Here is a 21286-nt window from a genome sequence, read left to right as displayed (position 1 = left end):
CTTCGTTGGTCAAAAGGAAGTTCTTGGCGACCTGCTGGGTGATGGTGGAGGCGCCCTGCGGGCGGCGGTTGGAGCCGTAATTCTGCGCGTACAGCACGGCCGCGCGCGCCATGCCGGAATAGTCGATGCCGCCATGTTCGTAGAAGTTCTTGTCTTCGGCCGCGAGGAACGAATTGATCACCAGCTTCGGCACCGCCTGGATCGGCAGGTACAGCCGGCGCTCCTTGGAATATTCGCCGAGCAGCGCGCCATCGGCCGCGTGCACCCGGGTCATCACCGGCGGCTCATAATCCTGAAGCTGCGAATAGTCCGGCAAGTCCTTGGAATAATGCCAGATCATGCCGGCGGCGGCGGCCACGCCAACAAGGAACACGACGGTCCCGGCGGCGAACAAAAATCCTAAAAACCGCACCAGCAAACGCATTATCGAAGATCCGTTTCAATCGCTGCGCCGCAATCTATCACAGCGGCTCTCATCGTCGCCAAGCCAACTAACCAGGTCAGCTAGCCAACACATCGAGGGCTGCGGGACGGGTTCTGACCGAATCTGGCGGTCGCGCGAAAATTTTTATAAAGCTGACGCTGTGTCGAAACTAGGGCTTTCAACATTAAAACCCCTGTCTTTTCAGTTCCGTGATCAGTTCTTCGGCCCGGCCGAGACGATCTTTTTGGAGAAAAACCCGTCGATCGCCTGAGCCACCGCGCCAACCGTCTTCGACCGCCAGCTTTCGGACTGCAGCTGCAACAGGTCTTCCTTGTTCGAGACATAGCCCAACTCGATCAGGACCGACGGCACGTCGGGGGCCTTCAGCACCCGGAAACCCGCCGATTTCAACGGGTGCTTGTGCATCCGCGCGGTCGTCTTCATTTCGCCGACCACCAGTCGGGCAAACCGGTTCGAGAAAGCGCGGGTTTCGCGCTGCGCCAGGTCGATCAGGATGTCGGCCACATCGGTCGGTTCCTCGGTCAGATTGACGCCGCCAATGGCATCCGCCTTGTTTTCCGAGTCAGCCAGCCGTTCGGCCTCGGAATCCGAGGCCTTGTCGGACAGCGTGTAGACGGTCGCACCCTGGGCATCGCCCTCGCCCTTGGGCAGCGCGTCGGCATGAATCGAGACGAACAAGGCCGCCGACTGATTGCGCGCGATCTTCACGCGGTCGCCGAGCGGAATGAAAGTGTCGTCGGTCCGGGTCATGACCACGCGGTATTTACCGGCCTTTTCGAGCCGGTCGCGCAGCGCGATGCCGAAGCCGAGCACCAGGCCCTTTTCGGCCTCGCCGCCGGACTGGGTACCGTTGTCGATGCCGCCGTGACCGGGATCGATCACCACCACCGGCCGCGCGTCATTCGCCGGTTTCGGAGCGGCGAGCGCCGCCACGGCCGGCGGTACCGCCACCGGACCAATCGCCGGGCGAAGTTCGGGCCGACTTTCGACCGCCAGCGCCTGGACGAAGGCGGTGCGATCCACCGATTCGAGGTCGATCACCAGCCGCGCCGGCTGGCCATTGGCGGGATCGAGCCCATAGGCGTTCTTGATCTTGGCGGGTCCGGAGAGGTCGAACACGATTCGCGAACCACCGGGCATCACCAGCCCGTAGCGAAACGCCTTGACCAGCCCGCGCGCGGCCGCGCCAGCCCCGGCATTGATCTGAAAGCTGACCTGGGGGATGTCGATGACCACCCGGTAGGGATCGGCCAGTGTGAAGGCGCGCAGCGAAATTCGCTTGTCGAGGTCGAGGATGAAACGGGTCTGATGCTCGTCGCCCGCGATCCGCACGTCAGTCGCGACCGGAAACGGGGCCGCAATCTCGGCCCCCGGAACTTCGCCCGCGGCATGGGCCGAGGCCGGGAAAAATAGATCGACCGCGGCGACGCTCAGAAGCGCAGCCACCAGCCTTCCGATATGGTTTGCCTGGCGCGTCAAAAAAACCCCGTGCCTCCGAAGCAGCCCCACATTAACCCAATAGGATCGCACGGTTAACCGATGCTTAAGGTCAACAGACCGATTACCGCCAAGTGTTGCAGGGGTGTGACGCCTCGCTTGCATGCGCCCGCCAATCCTCGTATGAACAAAGCGCTGACGGTTTAACTCCGGTTGTGTCGCGTTCAGCCTCCCGGTGCAGCGCTGTTCCCCCAAGGATCCCTTGGAGGTTTCAGTGTTTTTCCGATCTCCCCTCTACAATCAGCGCAGCGCGCGGTTGATCAGATGGGCGGTTCTAGCCCGAGCGGCGTCCGGTCCCAGGTCATCTTTCCAGGGGCGGCTTTAGACACTTCATGACCGATTATTCCGCTCCCCCGAGCGGCATAGCGAGGGCCGGCGAACGCTTTCCGCGTCGCGCCGGACGCCAGCAATAAAGGCGGCGCCTTTGCCGCCATGATGTTCAGACGGGCCGACGCTTGATGCGCCAGACTGTGATGCCGACCGAGACCCACGCGGGACCTGCGCCGATGCGAAACCAAGACTTAGACAGTCATGGCTTCGCACGTCGCCCTGCTCTGGGTTCGCGATCGACACGGCGCCCCGGGTTGCGTTTCGGCCTTCCCCTCACCCCCGAATCAGGTGGACCGTTGCGTCACCCGGCCGCGCCTTCTGCGCTTGCCGCCACGCGCGCCTTCCGCCGTCATGAGCCCCCAAATGCCAAACAAAATGTTGATCGACGCGACCCACCCGGAAGAGACCCGGGTGGTCGTGGTCCGCGGCAATCGCGTCGAGGAGTTTGATTTCGAGACCGCGCAGCGCAAGCAGCTCCGCGGTAACATTTACCTCGCCAAGGTAACGCGCGTTGAGCCGTCGCTGCAGGCCGCTTTCATCGAATATGGCGGCAATCGCCACGGTTTCCTCGCTTTCAGCGAAATCCACCCTGATTATTACCAGATCCCAGTCGCCGACCGTCAGGCGCTGATCGAAGCCGACGAGCGCGCCCATCGCGAGGCCGAAGAAGAGACCGACAACCGATCCAGCCGCGGCAGCAAGCGCCCGCGCCACCGCAATTCGCGCCGCCGCGGCAGCAGCGAACGGGTCCAGAGCGATGTGGTCGAAGCCGGAGCGATCGATCCGTCGCAGGCCGAGCAGCCGCGCGATTCGGAATTCGCCGTGCATGATCATGCCCACGACGCCGGGCACCATGTCTCCGATGCCGAGCACCATGATCACGACGGTCACGATCACAGCCATGCCCATGAACATGCCGAAGGCCACGCCGTCGGCGACCATGATCACGACGTTCAGGTCGCAAACGAAACGCCGGTGCCTGCCCCGGTCGAAGCCGTAACGGCCGAGACGCCGGCCGCCGAGGTCGCTTCCGACCAGCCGGTTTCGACCGAACTGGCGCCGGAAGCCGTTGCCGAGGTGCCGCCGGTGGCCGCGGTCGCCAAGGACGATCACGCCCATACCGATCACGCCCATGACCATGCGCATGATGATCATGGTCACGAGGACCATCACGACGCGGCCCATGCCGCCGCGCAGAACCTCGCCCATGCCGACGACGCGCCTCATCATGACGAGCACGCTGCCGTGGCCGTCGAGAGCGATGAGCACGACGACGAGGATGAGGACGAGGAAGAAGCCGAAGAGGATATCGTCGAGTCGGTTGGCGGCGAAGACGTGCTGGAAGAAGTGCCGGATCGCGCCTCGTTCCGTCCGCGCCGCCAGTACAAGATCCAGGAAGTCATCAAGCGCCGCCAGGTGATGCTGGTGCAGGTCGTCAAGGAAGAACGCGGCAACAAGGGAGCCGCGCTCACCACCTATCTGTCGCTGGCCGGCCGCTATGCCGTCCTGATGCCGAACACCGCGCGCGGTGGCGGCATCTCGCGTAAAATCACCTCGGCGCAGGATCGCTCCCGCCTCAAGGAAGTGGTGTCGGATCTCGACGTGCCGGAAGGCATGGGGATCATCCTGCGCACCGCGGGTGCCTCGCGCACCAAGCCGGAGATCAAGCGCGACTTCGAATATCTGATCCGCATGTGGGAAACCGTGCGCGACATGACGCTGAAGTCGCAGGCCCCGACCCTCGTCTATGAGGAAGGCTCGCTGATCAAGCGCTCGCTGCGCGATCTCTACAACAAGGAAATCGACGAGATCCAGGTCGCCGGCGAAGCCGGCTACACGGAAGCCCGTGACTTCATGCACATGCTGATGCCGTCCAACGTCCGGGTGGTGAAGCAGTATCGCGACGGCCAGCCGCTGTTTTCGCGGATGGGTGTCGAGAGCCAGCTCGACGCGATGTTCACGCCGACGGTGCAACTGAAGTCCGGCGGCTACATCGTCATCAACCAGACCGAAGCACTGGTCTCGATCGACGTCAACTCGGGCCGCTCGACTCGCGAGCACCATATCGAGGACACCGCGCTCAAGACCAATCTGGAGGCGGCCGAAGAGGTCGCCCGCCAGCTCCGTCTGCGCGACCTCGCCGGCCTGATCGTCATCGATTTCATCGACATGGACGAGAAGCGCAACAACCGTTCGGTCGAGCGCAAGATGAGCGACTGCCTGCGGCAGGATCGCGCCCGCATCCAGGTCGGACGCATCTCGCATTTCGGCCTGCTCGAAATGTCGCGCCAGCGCATCCGCGCCAGCGTGCTGGAAAGCTCCACCGAGGTCTGCCCGCATTGCGGCGGCAACGGTCATGTCCGTTCGGTCTCCTCGGTCGCGCTGCAGTTGCTGCGTGGCATGGAAGAGATCCTGATGAAGGGCGCCACGCATAATCTGATCGTGCGCACGCGCACCGACGTCGCGCTCTATGTGCTCAACCACAAGCGCGGCCATCTGCGGGATCTGGAGAGCAGCTTCAAGGTTACGCTGGCCGTGATCGCCGATCCGACCGTGACCGGCCAGCAGTCGTTCGTGATCGACCGTGGCGAACAGGTGCATACGCTGGAGGCCGCAAAGGCCGTCCTTGCGGCCCAGGTCGCGGCGTTCCCGCCGGCGCTGGAAGAGGAACCGTTCGAGGAGGAGGAATCCTTCGAGACGGAAGCCGAGATCGAGACCGAAGAGACCGAAGGCCTCACCACCGACGAAGAGACGTCGGGTGACAGCGCCGGCAGCGAGACCGACGCGGATGGCCGCAAGCGCAAGCGCCGTCGGCGCCGGCGTGGACGTTCCGGCGAGGCCCGCGACGGCGGACCGGCTGGCGAGAATGACGGCACCGAGACGCCGGCCATTGCCGGCGAAGGCAATGTGCAGAGCGTCGGTGACGACAGCGAAGGCGATGACGAGGAATCGGATGAGCAGTCCGGCGAGGTCCGCGGCGGCGAGCAGCCGGTCGACGGCGAACGGCGCCCGCGCCGTCGCGGTCGTCGCGGTGGACGTCGCCGGCGTGGCGGACCGGAAGATGGTTTGGTCGGCTCGATCGCCGACGAACTCGGCCCCCGCTCGGAGTCGGAAGCCAGCGAGGCCGTCGCGGATCTCGAAGGCGCGTCGGAGACACATCAAGGCATCTCGCAGCATCCCCATGATGAGGCGACCACTCAGGCCATCGCGACTCACGCCGAGCCCGAGGCACAGCCCGAACCGAGCCGCTACGAAGCGGCTCCGGTGACGGCGCCTGTGGCCGCCGAGCCGGTGGCAGCTCCTGCCCCCGTGCCGGTTGTGGCACCGGTCGGTGAAGCGCCGGCTCCGGAGGATGACAAGGCCGCCGCCCGCCGTCGCTCGACGGTGCGCGAAAAGGTCAACTTCGCCTCCTCCGAACCGACTGCGGCCGCGGCTCCCGTTGCAGCTCCCGCTGTTGCGGCGGCGCCTGAACCTGTGCCGGCACCGACGCCGGCGCCAGCTGCCGTGCCGGAACCTGTGGCCGACAACGCCCCGCGCAAGGCCGGCTGGTGGTCGCGCGTGCTCGGCAACGACTAACGCCGGGTCCAGTACCTGAATATTGAAAAGCCGCCCGGCAAAACCGGGCGGCTTTTTCGTATGCGCCATACTGTCATTCCAGGGCACGCGCAGGCGGCGGAGCCAACTGAGCGTGAACCCGGAATGACAGGCAGCAAAAAGCCGCCCGGCGAACCGGGCGGCTTTCGTAACAATGCCTTGCGAGCGGCGCTCAGCCCGTTGTCACGGCCGTTTCCAGATCCGACGGATCGATGGTCTTGTTCAGATTGGCGTGCATGCGCTCGTGATCGAGCTCGCCTTCCCACCACGACACGAATACCGCGGCTATGCCGTTGCCGGTGATGTTGGTGAGCGCGCGGACCTCGCTCATGAACTTGTCGATCGAGAACACGATCGCCATGCCCGGCACCAGCCGCGGATCCACGACCGTCAAGGTCGCGGCCAGCGTGATGAAGCCGGCGCCGGTGACGCCGGAGGCGCCCTTCGAGGTCAGCATCGCCACCAGCAGGATCGTCACCTGCTGACCGAATGTCAGGTCGATGCCCAGCGCCTGCGCGATGAACAAAGTCGCCAGCGTCATGTAGATGTTGGTGCCGTCGAGGTTGAACGAATAGCCGGTTGGCACCACCAGGCCGACCACCGACTTCGAACAACCGAGCCGCTCCAACTTGGCCATCAGCTGCGGCAGCGCGCTCTCCGAGGAGCTGGTGCCAAGCACGATCAGCAGCTCATCCTTGATATAGGCGATGAACTTGAAGATGCTGAAGCCGACGAAGCGGGCGATCAGGCCGAGCACGAGGACCACAAACAGCGCCGCGGTGCCGTAGAACAGCGCGATCAGGCCGATCAGATTGCCGAGCGCCGCCGGACCGAACTTGCCGATCGTATAGGCCATCGCGCCGAACGCGCCGACCGGTGCCGCCTTCATGACGATCGCGATCACGCCGAAGATCGCGTGCGAAACGTCATCGATGGTATCGCGCAGCGTATGGCCGCGCTCGCCCAGCGCCATCAGCGCGAAGCCGAACAGGATCGCGAACAGCAGCACCTGCAGGATGTCGCCGCGCGCAAAGGCACCGACCACGCTGTCCGGAATGATATTGAGCACGAAGTCCACCGACTTCTGCGCTTCGGCCTGCTTGACGTAGCCGGCAACGGCCGCGTTGGTGGCATCGACCTTGGTCACCAGGCCGTGGCCGACCTGGAACAGGTTGCCCATCACCATGCCCAGGATCAGCGCGAACGACGACACGATCTCGAAATAGATCAGCGCCTTGATGCCGACGCGGCCAACCTTGCGGGCGTCCTGGATGTGCGCGATGCCGGACACCACGGTACAGAAGATGATCGGCGCGATCACCATCTTGATCAGCTTGATAAAGCCGTCGCCGAGCGCCTTGATCCATTCATTGGTGGCAAAGTTTGGGAAAAACGAACCGGCAATGACGCCGAGCACGATGGCGACCAGCACCTGCAGATAGAGAACCTTGTACCAAGGTTTTGCGGCAGAGGCCGGTGCCCCCGTCGTCGCGATCACCGCCATAACATTTTCTCCCGTAAGTTCTTTAATGACGGGTCAATAGCACAGAATGCCGCACCCCCGGCAACCCGCTATTAGTCATTTAGTCATGCAATTGATTTGATACGCCGCCCGCGTGCAGCGGCCGGCGGCTACCCGCCCCGCAAAATCAGCCAGGCCTGCGATCGACCAGATGGCGGATCGCCGGCACCAGCGCCGCGCCGAGCGCATTCTTGACCAGGGATCCGGCAAGGAACGGCAGCACGCCGGCCAGCCACGCCTTCTCGACGCCGAGCCGGACGCCGAACGCCAGCCAGGCGAACCCCAGTGCCAGGATGGCGACGTGACCGAGCGCCATCGCCACGAACAGCCTCGGCATCGAACTATCCCAACCGCGCTCACTGAGCCAGCCAACGACGAAGGTGGCGACGACGAAGCCGCACAGGTAGCCGGCCGTCGGCCCCAGCAACGGCCCCAGCCCGCCGACCGGACCGGCGAATACCGCCAGGCCGGCCGCGCCCGCGGCGAGATAGGCGACGACCGTCATGACGCCGAGCCGCCAGCCGTAGACAGCGCCGATCATCAGCACCACCAGCGTCTGCAGCGTCATCGGCACGTAGGGCAGCGGCAGATTGATCTTGGCCGACGCTGCCAGCAGCGCCGTTCCCAGCGCGGCCAGAATGACGGCTCGCGCGATACCGGCAGCGCCATCGGCCCGCGTCGGCCACATCACGGCGGCGATCGGACGATGGCTGGGATCGGTGGGGATGTTCGACAATGACTACTCCTGGAAGCCGCGCGGATCAACGCGGGAATGAACAAGCGAGCGCGGACGACACGGCGAGTTGCATGGGGGCAAATGGCGATCAGCGGCGCTGCGGGCCGCCCTGCCCGAGCCATTGGCTGATCCGTGCCACCGCCTCGTGCATGTCGGCGCTGGATTGCGCGTAAGAGAACCGCACATAGGAACGGCCGTGGATTGGATCGAAGTCGCTGCCGGGCGTGGCGGCGACATGGGCCTGTTCCAGCAATTGCCGCGCGAAGTCAAAACTGTCGGAGGTGAATTTCGAGACATCGGCATAAAGGTAGAACGCGCCGTCGGCCGGAAGGAATTCGCTGAGCCCGGCTTGCGGCAGCCCCTCGATCAGAATGCGGCAATTATCCTGGTAGCCGTGCTTGATCGCTTCCATCTCGGCGCGACCATCGAACGCCGCCTCGGCGGCAATCTGCGACAGCGTCGGCACCGAAATCGACAGGTTCTGCTGCAGCCGTTCCATCGACCGCACCAGCGGTTCCGGCACCACCATCCAGCCGACCCGCCAGCCGGTCATGCAGAAATATTTCGAGAACGAATTGATCACCAGCGCGTCGTCGGACAGCGCCGCCGCCGTCACCGCCGGAAAGGCGTAATCGAGGCCATGATAGATCTCATCGGAGATGAAGCGGATGCCCTCGCTGTCAGCCGCTTGCATCAGCCCGGTCAGCGCCTGCTTCGACATCATGGTGCCGGTCGGATTGGCGGGGCTGGCCACCAGCACGCCTTTCAACGGCGCCTTGCGATGCGCCTCCAGCAGCGCTTCGCCGGTCAGGGCATGGCGGGTATCGGCATGGGTCTCGATCAGTACCGGCTCGCAGCCCAGCGCTTTGAGGATGTGCCGGTACGGCGGATAGCCGGGCACGGTGACGGCGACGCGGTCGCCGGGCTCGAACATCGCCAGGAAGGCCAGGATGAAGCCGCCCGAGGAACCGGTGGTGACGATGATCCGCTCGGGATCGACCGTGCAGCCATAGACCTCGCGGTAATGCCGCGCGATCCGCGCGCGCAGGCTGGGAATGCCCAGCGCCGAGGTATAATCGATCCGGCCCTGCGCCAGCGCCGCCTGCGCGGCGGCGATCGCCACCTTCGGCGCCGAGGCGGCGGGCTGCCCGACTTCCATGTGAATCACATGGCCGCCTTCGGCCTCGATCCGGGCCGCGGCGGCCATCACGTCCATCACCATGAAGGGCGGCACGTCGCCACGCGCCGAAGCCGTCAACAGGCTCCCAGCCCGTGCCCTGAGTATCGTATCTGACATCGAAACCTGCTATCTGCGCGGCGTCCGGCACATCCCGGCGAGAACGCCACGCCGTGCTCCCGCCGTATTATCCGGGTTATTAGGTCATATTTCGAAATCGAACCACGGCCAATGATGAAAGACCTGCGACAGTGGCGCCGTAACGCCTCCAGGCTCACCGCGCTGTTCACGGCCGCCGCCATGCTGTTGGCCCCGGTCGCGGCACGGGCGCAGGAAAATCGCGGCCCGCCGATCCTGCGCGACGCCGAGATCGAACAGTTGCTGCGGGATTATACCCGCCCGATTCTGCGCGTCGCCGGTCTGGAGAAGCAGAACATCCAGGTCGCGATCATCAACAACGGCTCGTTCAACGCCTTCGTCGCCGACGGTCACCGCATCTTTGTCAATTACGGCGCGCTGATGCAGTCGCAGACGCCGAATCAGTTGATCGGAGTGCTGGCGCATGAAACCGGACATCTTGCCGGCGGTCACCTGTCGAAGCTTCGCGAACAGATGGGGCGCGCCCAGACCTCGATGATCGTGGCGATGCTGCTCGGCGTTGGCGCCATGGTGGCCGGCGCCAAGGGCGGCGGCGGCACCAACAATGGCATGGGCAATGTCGGCATGGCCGCGGTCAGCGCGCCGCAGGCGTTGTTCCAGAGCACCATGTTGTCCTATCAGCGCCAGCAGGAAGAAAACGCCGACCGGGCCGGCGTCAAATTCCTGACCGCGACCCAGCAATCGCCGAAGGGCATGTCGGAGACATTCAAGCGGTTCTCCAGCGACAACCTGTTCGCCGCTCGCGGCGCCGACCCCTATCAGCAATCGCATCCGATGCCGCGCGAACGCGTCGCCGCGCTGGAGGAATTTGCCCGGACCAGCCCCTATTGGGACAAGAAGGACGATCCCGCCTTGCAGCTGCGCCATGACCTGATGCGCGCCAAGACATCGGGCTTCATGGAGCAGCGCGACACCGTGATACGGCGCTACCCTTCCTCGGATACCTCACTGCCGGCGCGCTACGCCCGCGCCATCGCGACCTATCGCCATGGCGACCTGCGCGATGCGGTGGCCCAGATCGACGCCCTGATCGCGGTTCAACCCAACAACCCCTATTTCTACGAATTGCGCGGCCAGGCTCTGCTGGAGGGCGGCAAGTCGGCCGAGGCGATAGCGCCGCTGCGCCGCGCCGTGCAGCTTTCCAATAACGCGCCGCTCATCGAGATGTTACTTGGGCAGGCACTGGTGGCGTCGGATAACAAAGCCACCCTCGATGAGGCGATCCGGATCCTGCGCGGCGCGGTGGCGCGGGAAAGCGAGGCACCGATCGGCTATGCGCAGCTAGCCATGGCCTATGGCCGCAAGGGAGACTACGCCGAGGCCGATCTGGCATCGGCTCAGGCCGCCTATCTACGCGGTGACAACAAGACCGCGCGCGATCTGGCATCGCGCGCCAAGGCCCGGTTCGCCATTGGAACCCCGGGCTGGGTCAAAGCCGACGATATCGTCGCCGCCAAGCCGACGCCCTGACAAAGCAACGCCTGATCTGATACAACCGTCCCAGACACTGACACACGATCTCCGAGAGGATTACCCATGTTTTCGTTCCGCTTGCTAGCTTCCGCAGTCGTCGCACTGACCTTGTGCGGCGCGCCCGTGGTCGCCTCGGCGCAGAATTTCAACGATGCCCAGCGTGGCGAAATCCAGAAGATCATGAAGGATTATCTGCTGGCCCATCCCGAAGTCCTGGAGGAAGTGTCGGCCGAACTGACCAAGCGCCAGGCCGCCGCCGAAGCCGAGAAGCACGCTTCCGCCGTGTCGGCCAATGCCAACCTGATCTTCAATTCGCCGCGCGGCGTCGTGGTCGGCAACAAGGACGGCGACGTCACCTTCGTCGAATTCTTCGATTACAATTGCGGCTACTGCAAGAAGGCCATGACCGACATGGTCGAGATCATGAAGACCGATCCGAAGCTGAAGGTCGTGCTGAAGGAATTCCCGGTGCTCGGGCCCGGCTCGGTGGAAGCCGCGCAGGTCGCGGTCGCGGTTCGGATGCAGGACCCCACCGGCAAGAAGTATCTCGACTTCCACCAGAAGTTGCTCAGCGGCCGCGGCCAGGCCGACAAGGCGCGCTCGCTCGCGGCCGCCAAGGAAGCCGGTCTCGACGTCGCCCGCCTCGAGAAGGACATGGTCAGCTCCGAGGTACGCGCCACCATCGAGGAAAATTTCAAGCTCGCGGAATCGATGGGCATGAACGGCACGCCGAGCTATGTGATCGGCAATCAGGTGGTGATCGGCGCGGTCGGCATGGACGCGCTGAAGGAAAAGATCAGCAATGCGCGCTGCGGCAAGTCGATGTGCTGAGCTAGCTGACTACAAATCTGTGAGTGAAGGAAACCGGCTGCATCGCAGCCGGTTTTTTGTTGCGTCATCTGACGACGCGGCAAATCATCAACTGTATAGAGCCTCTACGCGCGCCCCTGCCCCAATCGCGATTTTTCCGGGCAGCCTCAGGCGAACTCGACGGTTCAGTGTCGAGCGGCCTGTCGACACGGCGGCCGGCTGCTGACAGCAACATCCGCGAACGCTGGTTCTGCGTCATGACACATTTCAATCACGACGGGACACGTGCGGCGGGTTTTCACGAGTCGCGTAACAGAACGATACAGCCGGACATGGCTTCGGACAAATCGGCAATGTGATGAAACACGATGAACTTACTTTCATCGCCGGACCGGCGTTAGTGCACGCACAAGGGGCGTGACCTCTTCGATCGAAGTCAGGATCAGAACTTCATTCTGCAGATCCGCTCTTGACGCAGCCTAATGTGAGGGTCCTCCGCGCAATGGAAACCAGAAACCGACTTCTCCTGTCGCTATCGCGCGAAGAGCTGAAGGCGATCAAGCCCTACATCACTTCCGTTGCCCTGAAGAACAGCGCAGTCGTCCACGAACTCGGCGCACCGATTGAACATGTCTATTTCATGGAAAGCGGCATCGTATCCCTCATGAACATGACAGCGGGGCGACTGATCGAAACGGCCACAGCCGGCCGCAACGGCGCGGCCGGCGGAATCGTCGCGCTTGAGACGGTGAATTCCGCCCACCACTCAATCGTGCTCATCGGAGGCAGGGCATCGCGCATAACCACGACCGACCTCCTCCGCCTGATGGCTGACGGACATTCCATACGCAGCCGGCTGCTGCAGAATGCGGTGGCCGTCCTGATGCACGCGTCGCAGACCGCCCTCTGTGCCACTCGCCATGAATTGACGCAGAGGCTCTCGTGCTGGCTGGCGACGACTTTCGATGCACTGGACGGCGGCGCTGTGGCCATCACCCATGAGCGTCTCGCCGACATTCTCGGCCTTCGGCGAGCGGGGCTTACAGAAGCCCTGACTAAGCTCGAGACGGACGGCATACTTCGAAAATCAAGGGGGCTTCTGCATGTCCACGCGCCCGATAAACTGAAGCAACGAGCCTGTCACTGCTATCGAATCATCGCAAACGCATATCGCTGCGAACATCAGTCACGAAGTTTCGAAAGCGCGTCCGAGGAGATGAGGATGCAGGATCATACGCGTGGCACGATCGATCCACACGGTCTGTACTGAACGTACATAACTGCATCTCAAAGAACACACCGACTTCAACACCACGCTGTTCGGTACGATGCGTACAGTGTTTTTATCCTGCATCACGAACGGATGAGCCAAGGTGGCGGTGGTAGCGAGACAGATAAATTCGCGCATTTTCGACTAACAAAATCGTTCGATTGAATTAGCCGTCATTGCCAGGATCAGGAAAGTCCGCCTCGCATCAGGCACGACCCACGCGCCTTATTGAATCACGATTGGAGGTTCATAATGAAGATGTTCTCGACCCTCGCAGTTGCCCTCGGCACGGCGGCAAGTATCGTAGTGGCAACCGGCGCGCACGCGGCCGACCTGCCCGTCAAGGCGAAGGCCGTCGAATATGTGAAGGTGTGTTCGCTGTACGGCGCTGGCTTTTATTATATTCCAGGCACCGACACCTGCATCAAGATCGGCGGCGCCATTCGACTGGACGTCGCCCTGAATGGCGGCACATATGACACGCCGTTCTGGCAGGGCGGCACCGGCGGCAATGGCGTCTCGACCAAGAATTACTATGCGACGCGCGAGCGCGTGAACATGACGACCGACACCAGGACGGCGAGCGAGTACGGTGTCGTACGCACCTACGCCAACCTGCAGTTCGACTTCTCGCAGGATCGCGAGAGCATTGGCGGCGGCTTCGTCGAGGTCGACTTCGCCTTCATCCAATTCGCAGGATTCACGTTCGGCAAGGCCGTCTCGCAGTTTGATCCGCAGTGGGCGCTGGCAAAGCCGACGATCTCCTCCGGCTTCAATGCCGGCTCGAACAACACCACCGGCATTCCGCAACTGGCCTACACGGCAAGTTTTGGCGGCGGCGTATCTGCGACACTGTCGCTCGAGAATTCGTCGCCCTATCGCAATGCCGGACTTTACAATACGTCGACCTTCATCGTCGGACCGGGCGCGAGTTCCTATACGAGTTCGGCCTATGGCTCGACATCCAACACGTTTCTTGGCAACGACCAGGCCGGCAATCACCTGCCGGAGATCGTCGGGAACGTGCGCCTTGATCAGAACTGGGGCACGCTGCACTTCGGCGCCGCGATGCATGAAGTCAGCGCCGGCTATTATGGCTCCAACGAGTCGACCGGCCACCCGGATGATGCGTACGGATACGCGCTCACGGCAGCCGTCGAGTTCAAGGATCTGCCGACCGGCGCGGGCGACAGTCTGAAGTTTGACGCAGCTTACGGCAAAGGTGCGGCGAAATACGTGTTCGGCGGCACCACCGACACCTCGGGCGGCGGGCGATACGCCAAGTACTCGGGCAACAGCCTCGGCTTCGGCTATATTCTGGATGGTGTCTTCGCGACCGGCGGTCAGGTGATCCAGAGCAGCGCGTGGGAAGTCAGCGCCTATTACGAGCATTACTGGACGCCGTCATGGCGGACCTCGGTGTTCGGAAACTACAGTCACATCTCCTATGGCGACGCGGGCAACGCGCTTCTGATGTCCGCCTTCAGCGGTGGAACCACGGGTGGCCTCGGCACTAATTCCAGCTCGGCTGCCGCGACCAGCGCGGGCACGTTGGCCGCGACCGGAAGCTTCGATCTGGGTCTGGCCCAGATTGGCACCAAGACGTCGTGGACGCCCGTGAAGAATCTGACGCTGTCGGCCGAGTTCATCTACAGCCACCTCGACCAGAATCTGACCGGCACCTACACCGGCACCGCGTCGGGCCTGCCCAAGCAGACCTACACGTTGAAGGACCAGAATGCGTACAACGGCGCCTTGCAGATTTTACGTAGCTTTTAGCAACAAGGAGACCTCAACGACCATGTAAACTCCAGACACCTCCGGCGATGCCCCGCCGGAGGTGTATAATTGAATGCAACGCGGATCGCGGCGAAACATACGGCTGCGGCATCGCAAAGGTGAAAAATCTCAGGCGACCGCCGTGTCGAAAATTCTGAGATTATTGATCGATCACAGGATTTGTTGGAGCGCGATCACGCCGCTTCCTGTTCGACCGCCGCTGCGTCGGGCTCGAATCGCGCCAGTCGGTTCGCGGTCTTCTCGATCACGCCAGCCACAAAATTCGAAACCGTTGTTTCGATCGGCGTCGCGGCGCCGAACTTCCGCACGAACAGATCAACCCACGCCGTCATTTCAAAATTCCTCATGTGCTGCAATGCGCGCCTTGCCGCAAGGTTCCCGACCGCACAGCACTAACCTCCGGAACATCGGTCATCGCTCGGCATTGCCCATCGAGAGAGGGAGCGACATGCCAAAATATCATTTTGAGATCATTGATGGTTATCTGCTTGAAGATCCGGTCGGCATGGACTGCCAGAATGACGATCAGGCCAAGGTGATCGCGCACGATATCGCGCACCAGATTGCCCTCGACATCGAGAGCCAGACGCCGCGCAATGTCGTGGTGATCGATGAAGACGGAACAGAAATTTACCAGACGCCCATCGAGCCCTGACAGCGACACCTTTTGTTCTTCGGGAACGAACAGGGGACAGCCAAAACGGGCAGACCAGAGGTTAAGCTTGTCCTAACCCGCGACCCGTCGCGCTATTCATTTCGTGCTCGATCGAGAAGCGGGCAAACGTTTTATGGAACATCCCACTGCACCTCCCGTTGTAAGCCGGGCAATGCAACCATCGAGGAGAATTCCATGTCAAAACATTTGATGATGAGTGTAGCGGCGGCCGCTCTGATCGCCGGAGCCGGTCTTGCACAAGCGCAAAATGCCGGCGCCGGCATGAGCCGGGAAGCGCCCGCGGCAGGCACGGCGCAACGCGCGGCGCCGTCCGCGGCTCCCGCCGACCGTGCCGCGCCGATGGAGCGTAGCGCTCCAACCAACCGCGACGAGGCGAACGACACGGCCAAGCGCCCGGAAGCCGGCGCCGAGACCCGGTCCAGCCAGTCCGATGACAAAATGCAGCGTGACAATGGCGGCCAGCGTGCATCCGATTCAGCGCGCGATGCCAAGCAGCCGTCATCGGCCCAGACCGGCGAAAAGACTGATCCAAAGGCCGGCAAGGACATGAAGGCGGATCGAACCGGCAACACCCCGGACAACAAGGCGGCCGCCGATTCCAAGGCATCGACGACCACCGGCCAGGCCGGCGCGGGTGCCAAGCTGTCGACCGAGCAGCGAACCACGATTACCACCACGATCAAGCAGCAGAACATCAAGCCGGTGACCAACATCAACTTCACGGTTTCGGTAGGTACCCGTGTGCCCCGCGATGTCGGCTTCCATCCGCTACCAACTGAAATCATCACCGTGTATCCGGACTGGCGCGGTTACGAGTTCTTCCTGGTCCGCGACGAGATCATCGTCGTGAATCCCAGGACCCTTGAAATCGTCGCCGTTCTCCCGGCCTGATCGGCAACCCATGTTTAGCCTATCCGATGACGGGCGGTCCTTAGGGGCCGCCCGTTTTCGTTGCGAGGCGACGGCGCGCGCCAACGCCGCAAAGCTGCCTTTAAGCTTGGCTACGAGGCCTTTCCGCCGGATTGATGCGGAATTTCTGAATTAGGTGAGATATTTGACTGGGGGAACCGATTGCCGGAAGGCTTCCCCTCAGCGTTGAGGTTACCTATAAACCCCCGGACTGCCGCGCGTCGCGCGCCGATCGCGGACATTTGCCGGGATATTCTGATGGCCACACCAGCTACCAAGACCGTCTACGTGCTGAACGGGCCCAACCTCAACTTGCTGGGAATCCGCGAGCCCGAGACCTATGGCCATGCCACCCTCGCCGACGTCGAGAAGCTGTGCGTCGAAGCCGCCGCCCGGTTCGGCCTCACCGCCGACTGCCGACAATCCAATCATGAAGGCACGCTGATTGACTACATCCACGAGGCCCGTGAAAAAGCCGCGGTCGGCATCATCATCAACGCCGGTGGTTATTCACACACCTCGATCGCCCTGCATGACGCGCTGATCGGGGTGAAGATACCGGCGGTCGAAGTCCACATCAGCAACGTCTACACCCGCGAGGGTTTTCGTCACCATTCCTTTACCGCCAAGGCGGCGTTCGCGAGCCTTTGCGGCTTTGGCATTGAAGGCTACCGCCTCGCAATCAGCGGCCTTGCCGCGAAAATCGGCGCCACGGCGATCGCCTGACGTCTCCCTTTCACCCCATCGAATTTGGATGTCCCCATGGCCCGCAAGCCTGACGAAACACAGACCGCGACCCCGAAAGCCAGCTACGACAGCGCGATGATCCGCGAACTGGCTTTGCTGCTCGACGAAACCAACCTCACCGAGATCGAGGTCGAGCATGCCGGACTGCGCGTCCGCGTCGCCCGCAACATCAGCGTCGCCGCGGCGATGCCGGCGAACTACCAGCCGGCGCCGCAATATGCCGCTGCGCCCGCCCCCGTGGCCGCGCCGGTGGAAGCGGCCAAGCATCCGGGCGCCGTGCCCTCGCCGATGGTCGGCACAGTCTATTGGGCCTCGGAGCCCGGTGCCCGGCCGTTCGTCGAAGTCGGTACCAAGGTCGCCGTCGGTCAGACACTGGTGATCATCGAGGCGATGAAGACCATGAACCAGATCCCCGCGCCGCGGGCCGGCACCGTGACGAAAATTCTCGTGGAAGACGGCAATCCGGTCGAATACGGCGAGCCGCTGGTCATTATTGAGTAGCAGGGAATGGCGGGTGGCGAATAGCGAGTAGAAAGAGGCTGTTCGATTAACCATCCGCTGTTTGCCACTCCCTATTCGCTAATCACGATTCGCATCTTCACCCGGTATTCCAATGTTCGAAAAAATCCTGATCGCCAACCGTGGCGAAATCGCGCTGCGCATCCTGCGGGCCTGCAAGGAGCTCGGCATCGCCACCGTGGCCGTGCATTCCACCGCGGATGCCGATGCCATGCATGTGCGCCTCGCCGACGAGAGCGTCTGTATCGGGCCGCCGGCCTCCAAGGACAGCTATCTCAACATTCCGTCGCTGCTGGCGGCGTGCGAGATCACCGGTGCCGACGCGGTGCATCCGGGCTATGGCTTTCTGTCGGAAAACGCCCGCTTTGCCGAGATTCTCGCCGACCACAATCTGCACTTCATCGGCCCCAAGGCTGAACATATCCGCCTGATGGGCGACAAGATCGAGGCCAAGAAAACCGCCAAACGGCTCGGCATCCCCGTCGTGCCCGGCTCCGAGGGCGGCGTCGGTCCCGAGGATGATGCGATGGCTATCGCGCGTGCGATCGGCTTCCCGGTGCTGGTCAAGGCCGCCTCCGGCGGCGGCGGCCGCGGCATGAAGGTGGCGCAAACCGAAGGCGACCTGATGCTGGCGCTATCGACCGCCGCCACCGAAGCGAAGGCGGCGTTCGGCGACGCCTCGGTCTACCTGGAAAAATATCTACAGAAGCCGCGCCACATCGAGATCCAGGTGCTCGGCGACGGCCGCGGTGGCGCCATCCATCTCGGCGAGCGCGATTGCTCGCTGCAGCGCCGCCACCAGAAGATCTGGGAAGAAGGCCCCTCGCCCATTCTCACCGCGGCCGCGCGTGCCAAGATCGGCGCGACCTGCGCCAAGGCGATGCAGGAGATGCAATATCTCGGCGTCGGCACCATCGAATTCCTCTACGAAGACGGCGAATTCTACTTCATCGAGATGAACACCCGCATCCAGGTCGAGCATCCCGTCACCGAGATGATCACCGACATCGACCTCGTACTGGAGCAGATCCGGATCGCCGCCGGTGGCGACCTGCCCTGCACCCAGGAAGAGGTCAACATCAACGGCCATTCGATCGAATGCCGCATCAACGCCGAAAATCCCGCGACCTTCCGACCGTCGCCCGGCCGCATCACCCAGTATCACCCGCCCGGCGGCCTTGGCGTCCGGATCGATTCGGCGGTCTATCAGGGCTATGTGATACCGCCCTATTACGACTCGCTGGTCGGCAAGCTGATCGTGCATGGCAAGAACCGGCCGGAATGTCTGATGCGGCTGCGCCGCGCGCTCGACGAGATCGTGGTCGATGGCATCGAGACCACGCTGCCACTGTTCCGGGCACTGGTCCGCGAACCCGGCATCATCGATGGCGACTACCACATCCATTGGCTCGAACAGTATCTTGCCGGCAAGGCCAGTTCGTAAGCGGTATCCAGGCTGCGAATAATTCGTCGCAGCGTGGAACTCTTGGTTGCGACAGAAGTTTATGCACTGCCCGGCTTCATTCCGGTGCGGGGGACGTGTGATCAAATTTTCAAGCCGGACCGAGCCGCCCGTCACCGCAGATACGGCACGTCGGCGATCGATTGTGCAGATCCTGCTGCTTGCCGCGGGCTTTGCGGTGCTGGTGGCGATCAGCGCGAGTTCCGTCATTCTCGTCAATCAGGCCCGCAGGGATTCCGGGTGGGTACTCCACACCGTCGAGGTCGAAAACCAGCTCTCCACCGTGCTACTTGAAATCCGCCGCGCCGAGAGCGCAACCCGGGCGTATCTGCTATCGGCCTCTCCGCAATTTCTTCGCGAATACGAGACGGCCGCCGGCACGATACTTCCGGCCGTGGATAAGCTCACTGGCCTGACCACCGACAACCCGGTACAGATAAAGAACGCCGCCAAACTCCGCGAGGCGGTCGATACCCGTCTCGCGGAATTCGCCCGCGGCATGGATCGCGTCAAGAACAACGATGTCGCCAGCGGCATCGCCCTCCTGCGCGCCGGCCAGTCCAACGAAGCGGTACAGGCGATCGGTCACATCTCGCGCGAAATGCGGGCGGAAGAAGAGCGGCTGTTCGCACAGCGGACGCGCACCGCGGACAGCACCCAGCAACTCGCCTCCATCGTCACCATTACCGGCTCCTCCCTCGTGATCGCGCTGGCCGCGCTGTCGATCTTTCTGGTACGGCGTTCGTCGCGCGCCCGCGATGACGCCGAGGCGGCCCTGCGCGACAACAATCTCAATCTGGAGACGACGGTCGAGGAACGCACCGCGGATTTGCGCGAGGCCAATGAGGAAATCCAGCGCTTCGCCTACATCGTCAGCCACGATCTGCGATCGCCGCTGGTCAATATCATGGGTTTTACCAGCGAGCTCGAAGAGTTGCGCGGCGACATCTTCCGCCGCATCGCCACGCTGGCCAATGACGCCCCGGTGGTGCCCGGCGTCAACGGCGAACTGCCGGAGCCGTTACTTCCAGAACAGGACAAGCAGCTCTCCACCGATTTCACCGAGGCGCTCGGCTTCATCAAGTCGTCGATCGGCAAGATGGACCGGCTGATCAGCGCGATCCTCAATTTGACGCGCGAAGGCCGCCGTGAGTTCAAGCCGGTCAAAATCGACATCCGCGACCTGATAGAGAATATCGCCTCCACCGTGGCACATCAGGCCGCCGAGACCGAGACCACGATCCGCATCGAGCCGCTGCCGAACATCGTCAGCGACCGATTGGCGATGGAACAGATCTTCTCCAACCTGATCGACAATGCGCTGAAGTATCTGAAGCCCGGCGTGCCCGGTGATATCCTGGTTCGCGGCCGTTCCAAGATGGGTTTCGCGATTTTTGAAATCGTTGACAATGGCCGCGGAATTGACCCGAAAGACCACCAGCGCATCTTTGATCTTTTCCGCCGGGCGGGTACACAGGACAGACCCGGCCAGGGCATTGGCCTGGCCCATGTCCGCGCGCTGGTCAGACGGCTCGGCGGGACGATGTCGGTATCGTCCGAACTGGGCCATGGAAGTAACTTCACCGTCACCCTGCCGGCAAGATGGACGGGCACCAACCGGGACAAGCAAGCATGAGCAAGCCAGTAACCATCATCATGATCGAAGACGACGAGGGCCATGCCCGGCTGATCGAACGCAATATCCGCCGGTCCGGCGTCAACAATGAAATCATTCCGTTCACCAACGGTACAGATGCGCTGAACTACCTGTTCGGCAAGGATGCCAGCGGCCACGACCACAAGGGCGAGGCGCTGTTGATCCTGCTCGATCTCAATTTGCCCGACATGACGGGGATCGATATTCTGCGCAGGGTCAAGGAGAACAGTGATCTCAAATGCGCGCCGGTCGTGGTCCTCACTACCACAGACGATGCGCAGGAGATCAAGCGCTGCTACGAGCTTGGCTGTAACGTCTACATCACCAAGCCGGTGAACTACGGAAGCTTTGCCAACGCCATCCGCCAGCTCGGACTGTTCTTCTCCGTCATTCAGGTTCCGCCAGCCGCCATATGACCGCAGCCGTCCCCACATTGCTGTATATCGACGATGACCCGGCGCTGGCCCGGCTGGTCGACCGCGGCCTGACCCGGCTCGGCTTCA

The 21286-nt window shown here is 62.7% G+C and carries 20 protein-coding genes; 13 read left to right on the top strand and 7 right to left on the bottom strand.

Going from position 1 to position 21286, the window contains the following annotated elements:
* From Q0S16_RS13225 to Q0S16_RS13215, 3 genes are all read right to left on the bottom strand, one after another.
* A partial coding sequence (locus tag Q0S16_RS13225) for a transglycosylase domain-containing protein (protein ID WP_295848912.1) occupies positions 1-424 on the bottom strand: 424 nt, incomplete at its 3' end.
* Positions 425-637: 213 nt separating this feature from the next.
* A complete protein-coding gene (locus Q0S16_RS13220; protein ID WP_295848918.1) occupies positions 638-1807 on the bottom strand; it encodes an N-acetylmuramoyl-L-alanine amidase in 1170 nt (389 codons plus the stop codon).
* A gap of 738 nt (positions 1808-2545) precedes the next feature.
* Positions 2546-3220 (bottom strand): hypothetical protein, encoded by a 675-nt coding sequence (locus tag Q0S16_RS13215; RefSeq protein ID WP_295848910.1) that lies wholly within the window; start codon positions 3218-3220, stop codon positions 2546-2548.
* A 27-nt stretch (positions 3221-3247) separates the two neighbouring features.
* Between Q0S16_RS13215 and Q0S16_RS13210 the strand changes: the two genes are divergently transcribed.
* Positions 3248-5848, top strand: coding sequence for a ribonuclease E/G (locus tag Q0S16_RS13210; RefSeq protein WP_295848908.1), 2601 nt, complete (start codon positions 3248-3250; stop codon positions 5846-5848).
* Between the two features lie 190 nt (positions 5849-6038).
* Here Q0S16_RS13210 and Q0S16_RS13205 read toward each other — a convergent pair whose 3' ends face one another.
* From Q0S16_RS13205 to Q0S16_RS13195, 3 genes are all read right to left on the bottom strand, one after another.
* Positions 6039-7370, bottom strand: a complete 1332-nt coding sequence (locus Q0S16_RS13205) for a dicarboxylate/amino acid:cation symporter (protein WP_295848905.1) — start codon at positions 7368-7370, stop codon at positions 6039-6041.
* Positions 7371-7515: 145 nt separating this feature from the next.
* Entirely contained in the window at positions 7516-8076 is a 561-nt protein-coding gene (locus tag Q0S16_RS13200; RefSeq protein ID WP_295848916.1) for a biotin transporter BioY, read from the bottom strand.
* Positions 8077-8212: 136 nt separating this feature from the next.
* Positions 8213-9421 carry an aminotransferase class I/II-fold pyridoxal phosphate-dependent enzyme gene (locus tag Q0S16_RS13195; protein ID WP_295848903.1) on the bottom strand — a complete coding sequence of 403 codons (1209 nt, stop codon included), beginning with the start codon at positions 9419-9421 and terminating at the stop codon, positions 8213-8215.
* A 111-nt stretch (positions 9422-9532) separates the two neighbouring features.
* On the opposite strand from Q0S16_RS13195, the gene Q0S16_RS13190 reads away from it, so the two are divergent.
* The 5 genes from Q0S16_RS13190 to Q0S16_RS13170 all read left to right on the top strand — a co-directional run bounded on the left by Q0S16_RS13190 (position 9533) and on the right by Q0S16_RS13170 (position 14792).
* Positions 9533-10930, top strand: a complete 1398-nt coding sequence (locus tag Q0S16_RS13190) for a M48 family metalloprotease (RefSeq protein ID WP_295848901.1) — start codon at positions 9533-9535, stop codon at positions 10928-10930.
* A 66-nt stretch (positions 10931-10996) separates the two neighbouring features.
* Entirely contained in the window at positions 10997-11764 is a 768-nt protein-coding gene (locus tag Q0S16_RS13185) for a DsbA family protein (RefSeq protein ID WP_295848898.1), read from the top strand.
* Between the two features lie 23 nt (positions 11765-11787).
* Positions 11788-12102: a hypothetical protein gene (locus Q0S16_RS13180; RefSeq protein WP_295848897.1), complete on the top strand. Its 315-nt coding sequence runs from the start codon at positions 11788-11790 to the stop codon at positions 12100-12102.
* A gap of 143 nt (positions 12103-12245) precedes the next feature.
* Complete coding sequence (locus tag Q0S16_RS13175) at positions 12246-13013, top strand: Crp/Fnr family transcriptional regulator (protein WP_295848895.1); 768 nt, start codon at positions 12246-12248, stop codon at positions 13011-13013.
* Between the two features lie 252 nt (positions 13014-13265).
* Positions 13266-14792: a porin gene (locus tag Q0S16_RS13170; protein WP_295848894.1), complete on the top strand. Its 1527-nt coding sequence runs from the start codon at positions 13266-13268 to the stop codon at positions 14790-14792.
* A 194-nt stretch (positions 14793-14986) separates the two neighbouring features.
* On the opposite strand, the gene Q0S16_RS13165 is transcribed toward Q0S16_RS13170, so the two are convergent.
* The gene (locus Q0S16_RS13165) at positions 14987-15145 is read right to left on the bottom strand and encodes a hypothetical protein (RefSeq protein WP_295848892.1); all 159 of its coding nucleotides are present in this window, start codon (positions 15143-15145) and stop codon (positions 14987-14989) included.
* A 23-nt stretch (positions 15146-15168) separates the two neighbouring features.
* Between Q0S16_RS13165 and Q0S16_RS13160 the strand changes: the two genes are divergently transcribed.
* From Q0S16_RS13160 to Q0S16_RS13130, 7 genes are all read left to right on the top strand, one after another.
* Positions 15169-15468: a hypothetical protein gene (locus Q0S16_RS13160; RefSeq protein WP_295848890.1), complete on the top strand. Its 300-nt coding sequence runs from the start codon at positions 15169-15171 to the stop codon at positions 15466-15468.
* A 12-nt stretch (positions 15469-15480) separates the two neighbouring features.
* Entirely contained in the window at positions 15481-16380 is a 900-nt protein-coding gene (locus Q0S16_RS13155; RefSeq protein ID WP_366517827.1) for a DUF1236 domain-containing protein, read from the top strand.
* 276 nt (positions 16381-16656) lie between these two features.
* Positions 16657-17124 carry a type II 3-dehydroquinate dehydratase gene (aroQ, locus tag Q0S16_RS13150; protein WP_295848887.1) on the top strand — a complete coding sequence of 156 codons (468 nt, stop codon included), beginning with the start codon at positions 16657-16659 and terminating at the stop codon, positions 17122-17124.
* 36 nt (positions 17125-17160) lie between these two features.
* Positions 17161-17646, top strand: a complete 486-nt coding sequence (gene accB / locus Q0S16_RS13145) for an acetyl-CoA carboxylase biotin carboxyl carrier protein (RefSeq protein WP_295848884.1) — start codon at positions 17161-17163, stop codon at positions 17644-17646.
* Positions 17647-17758: 112 nt separating this feature from the next.
* Positions 17759-19108, top strand: coding sequence for an acetyl-CoA carboxylase biotin carboxylase subunit (gene accC / locus Q0S16_RS13140; protein ID WP_295848883.1), 1350 nt, complete (start codon positions 17759-17761; stop codon positions 19106-19108).
* Positions 19109-19271: 163 nt separating this feature from the next.
* Positions 19272-20762 carry a CHASE3 domain-containing protein gene (locus Q0S16_RS13135; protein WP_295848880.1) on the top strand — a complete coding sequence of 497 codons (1491 nt, stop codon included), beginning with the start codon at positions 19272-19274 and terminating at the stop codon, positions 20760-20762.
* Positions 20759-21199, top strand: a complete 441-nt coding sequence (locus Q0S16_RS13130; RefSeq protein WP_295848877.1) for a response regulator — start codon at positions 20759-20761, stop codon at positions 21197-21199. Before Q0S16_RS13135 ends, Q0S16_RS13130 begins: the two co-directional genes overlap by 4 nt.
* Positions 21200-21286: the final 87 nt, after the last annotated feature.

It is taken from the genome of Tardiphaga sp., from assembly GCF_025356345.1.
Classification (GTDB): Bacteria; Pseudomonadota; Alphaproteobacteria; order Rhizobiales; family Xanthobacteraceae; genus Tardiphaga.
This window is presented reverse-complemented; position numbering and strand designations above follow the sequence as displayed.

Excerpts from the sequence above, each read along its gene's own strand:
- Q0S16_RS13205 (WP_295848905.1), bottom strand. The coding sequence starts at position 7,370 with ATGGCGGTGATCGCGACGACGGGGGCACCGGCCTCTGCCGCAAAACCT.
- Q0S16_RS13200 (WP_295848916.1), bottom strand. The coding sequence starts at position 8,076 with ATGTGGCCGACGCGGGCCGATGGCGCTGCCGGTATCGCGCGAGCCGTC.
- Q0S16_RS13195 (WP_295848903.1), bottom strand. The coding sequence starts at position 9,421 with ATGTCAGATACGATACTCAGGGCACGGGCTGGGAGCCTGTTGACGGCT.
- Q0S16_RS13190 (WP_295848901.1), top strand. The coding sequence starts at position 9,533 with ATGATGAAAGACCTGCGACAGTGGCGCCGTAACGCCTCCAGGCTCACC.
- Q0S16_RS13185 (WP_295848898.1), top strand. The coding sequence starts at position 10,997 with ATGTTTTCGTTCCGCTTGCTAGCTTCCGCAGTCGTCGCACTGACCTTG.
- Q0S16_RS13175 (WP_295848895.1), top strand. The coding sequence starts at position 12,246 with ATGGAAACCAGAAACCGACTTCTCCTGTCGCTATCGCGCGAAGAGCTG.
- Q0S16_RS13170 (WP_295848894.1), top strand. The coding sequence starts at position 13,266 with ATGAAGATGTTCTCGACCCTCGCAGTTGCCCTCGGCACGGCGGCAAGT.
- Q0S16_RS13165 (WP_295848892.1), bottom strand. The coding sequence starts at position 15,145 with ATGACGGCGTGGGTTGATCTGTTCGTGCGGAAGTTCGGCGCCGCGACG.
- Q0S16_RS13160 (WP_295848890.1), top strand. The coding sequence starts at position 15,169 with ATGCGCGCCTTGCCGCAAGGTTCCCGACCGCACAGCACTAACCTCCGG.
- aroQ (WP_295848887.1), top strand. The coding sequence starts at position 16,657 with ATGGCCACACCAGCTACCAAGACCGTCTACGTGCTGAACGGGCCCAAC.
- accB (WP_295848884.1), top strand. The coding sequence starts at position 17,161 with ATGGCCCGCAAGCCTGACGAAACACAGACCGCGACCCCGAAAGCCAGC.
- accC (WP_295848883.1), top strand. The coding sequence starts at position 17,759 with ATGTTCGAAAAAATCCTGATCGCCAACCGTGGCGAAATCGCGCTGCGC.
- Q0S16_RS13130 (WP_295848877.1), top strand. The coding sequence starts at position 20,759 with ATGAGCAAGCCAGTAACCATCATCATGATCGAAGACGACGAGGGCCAT.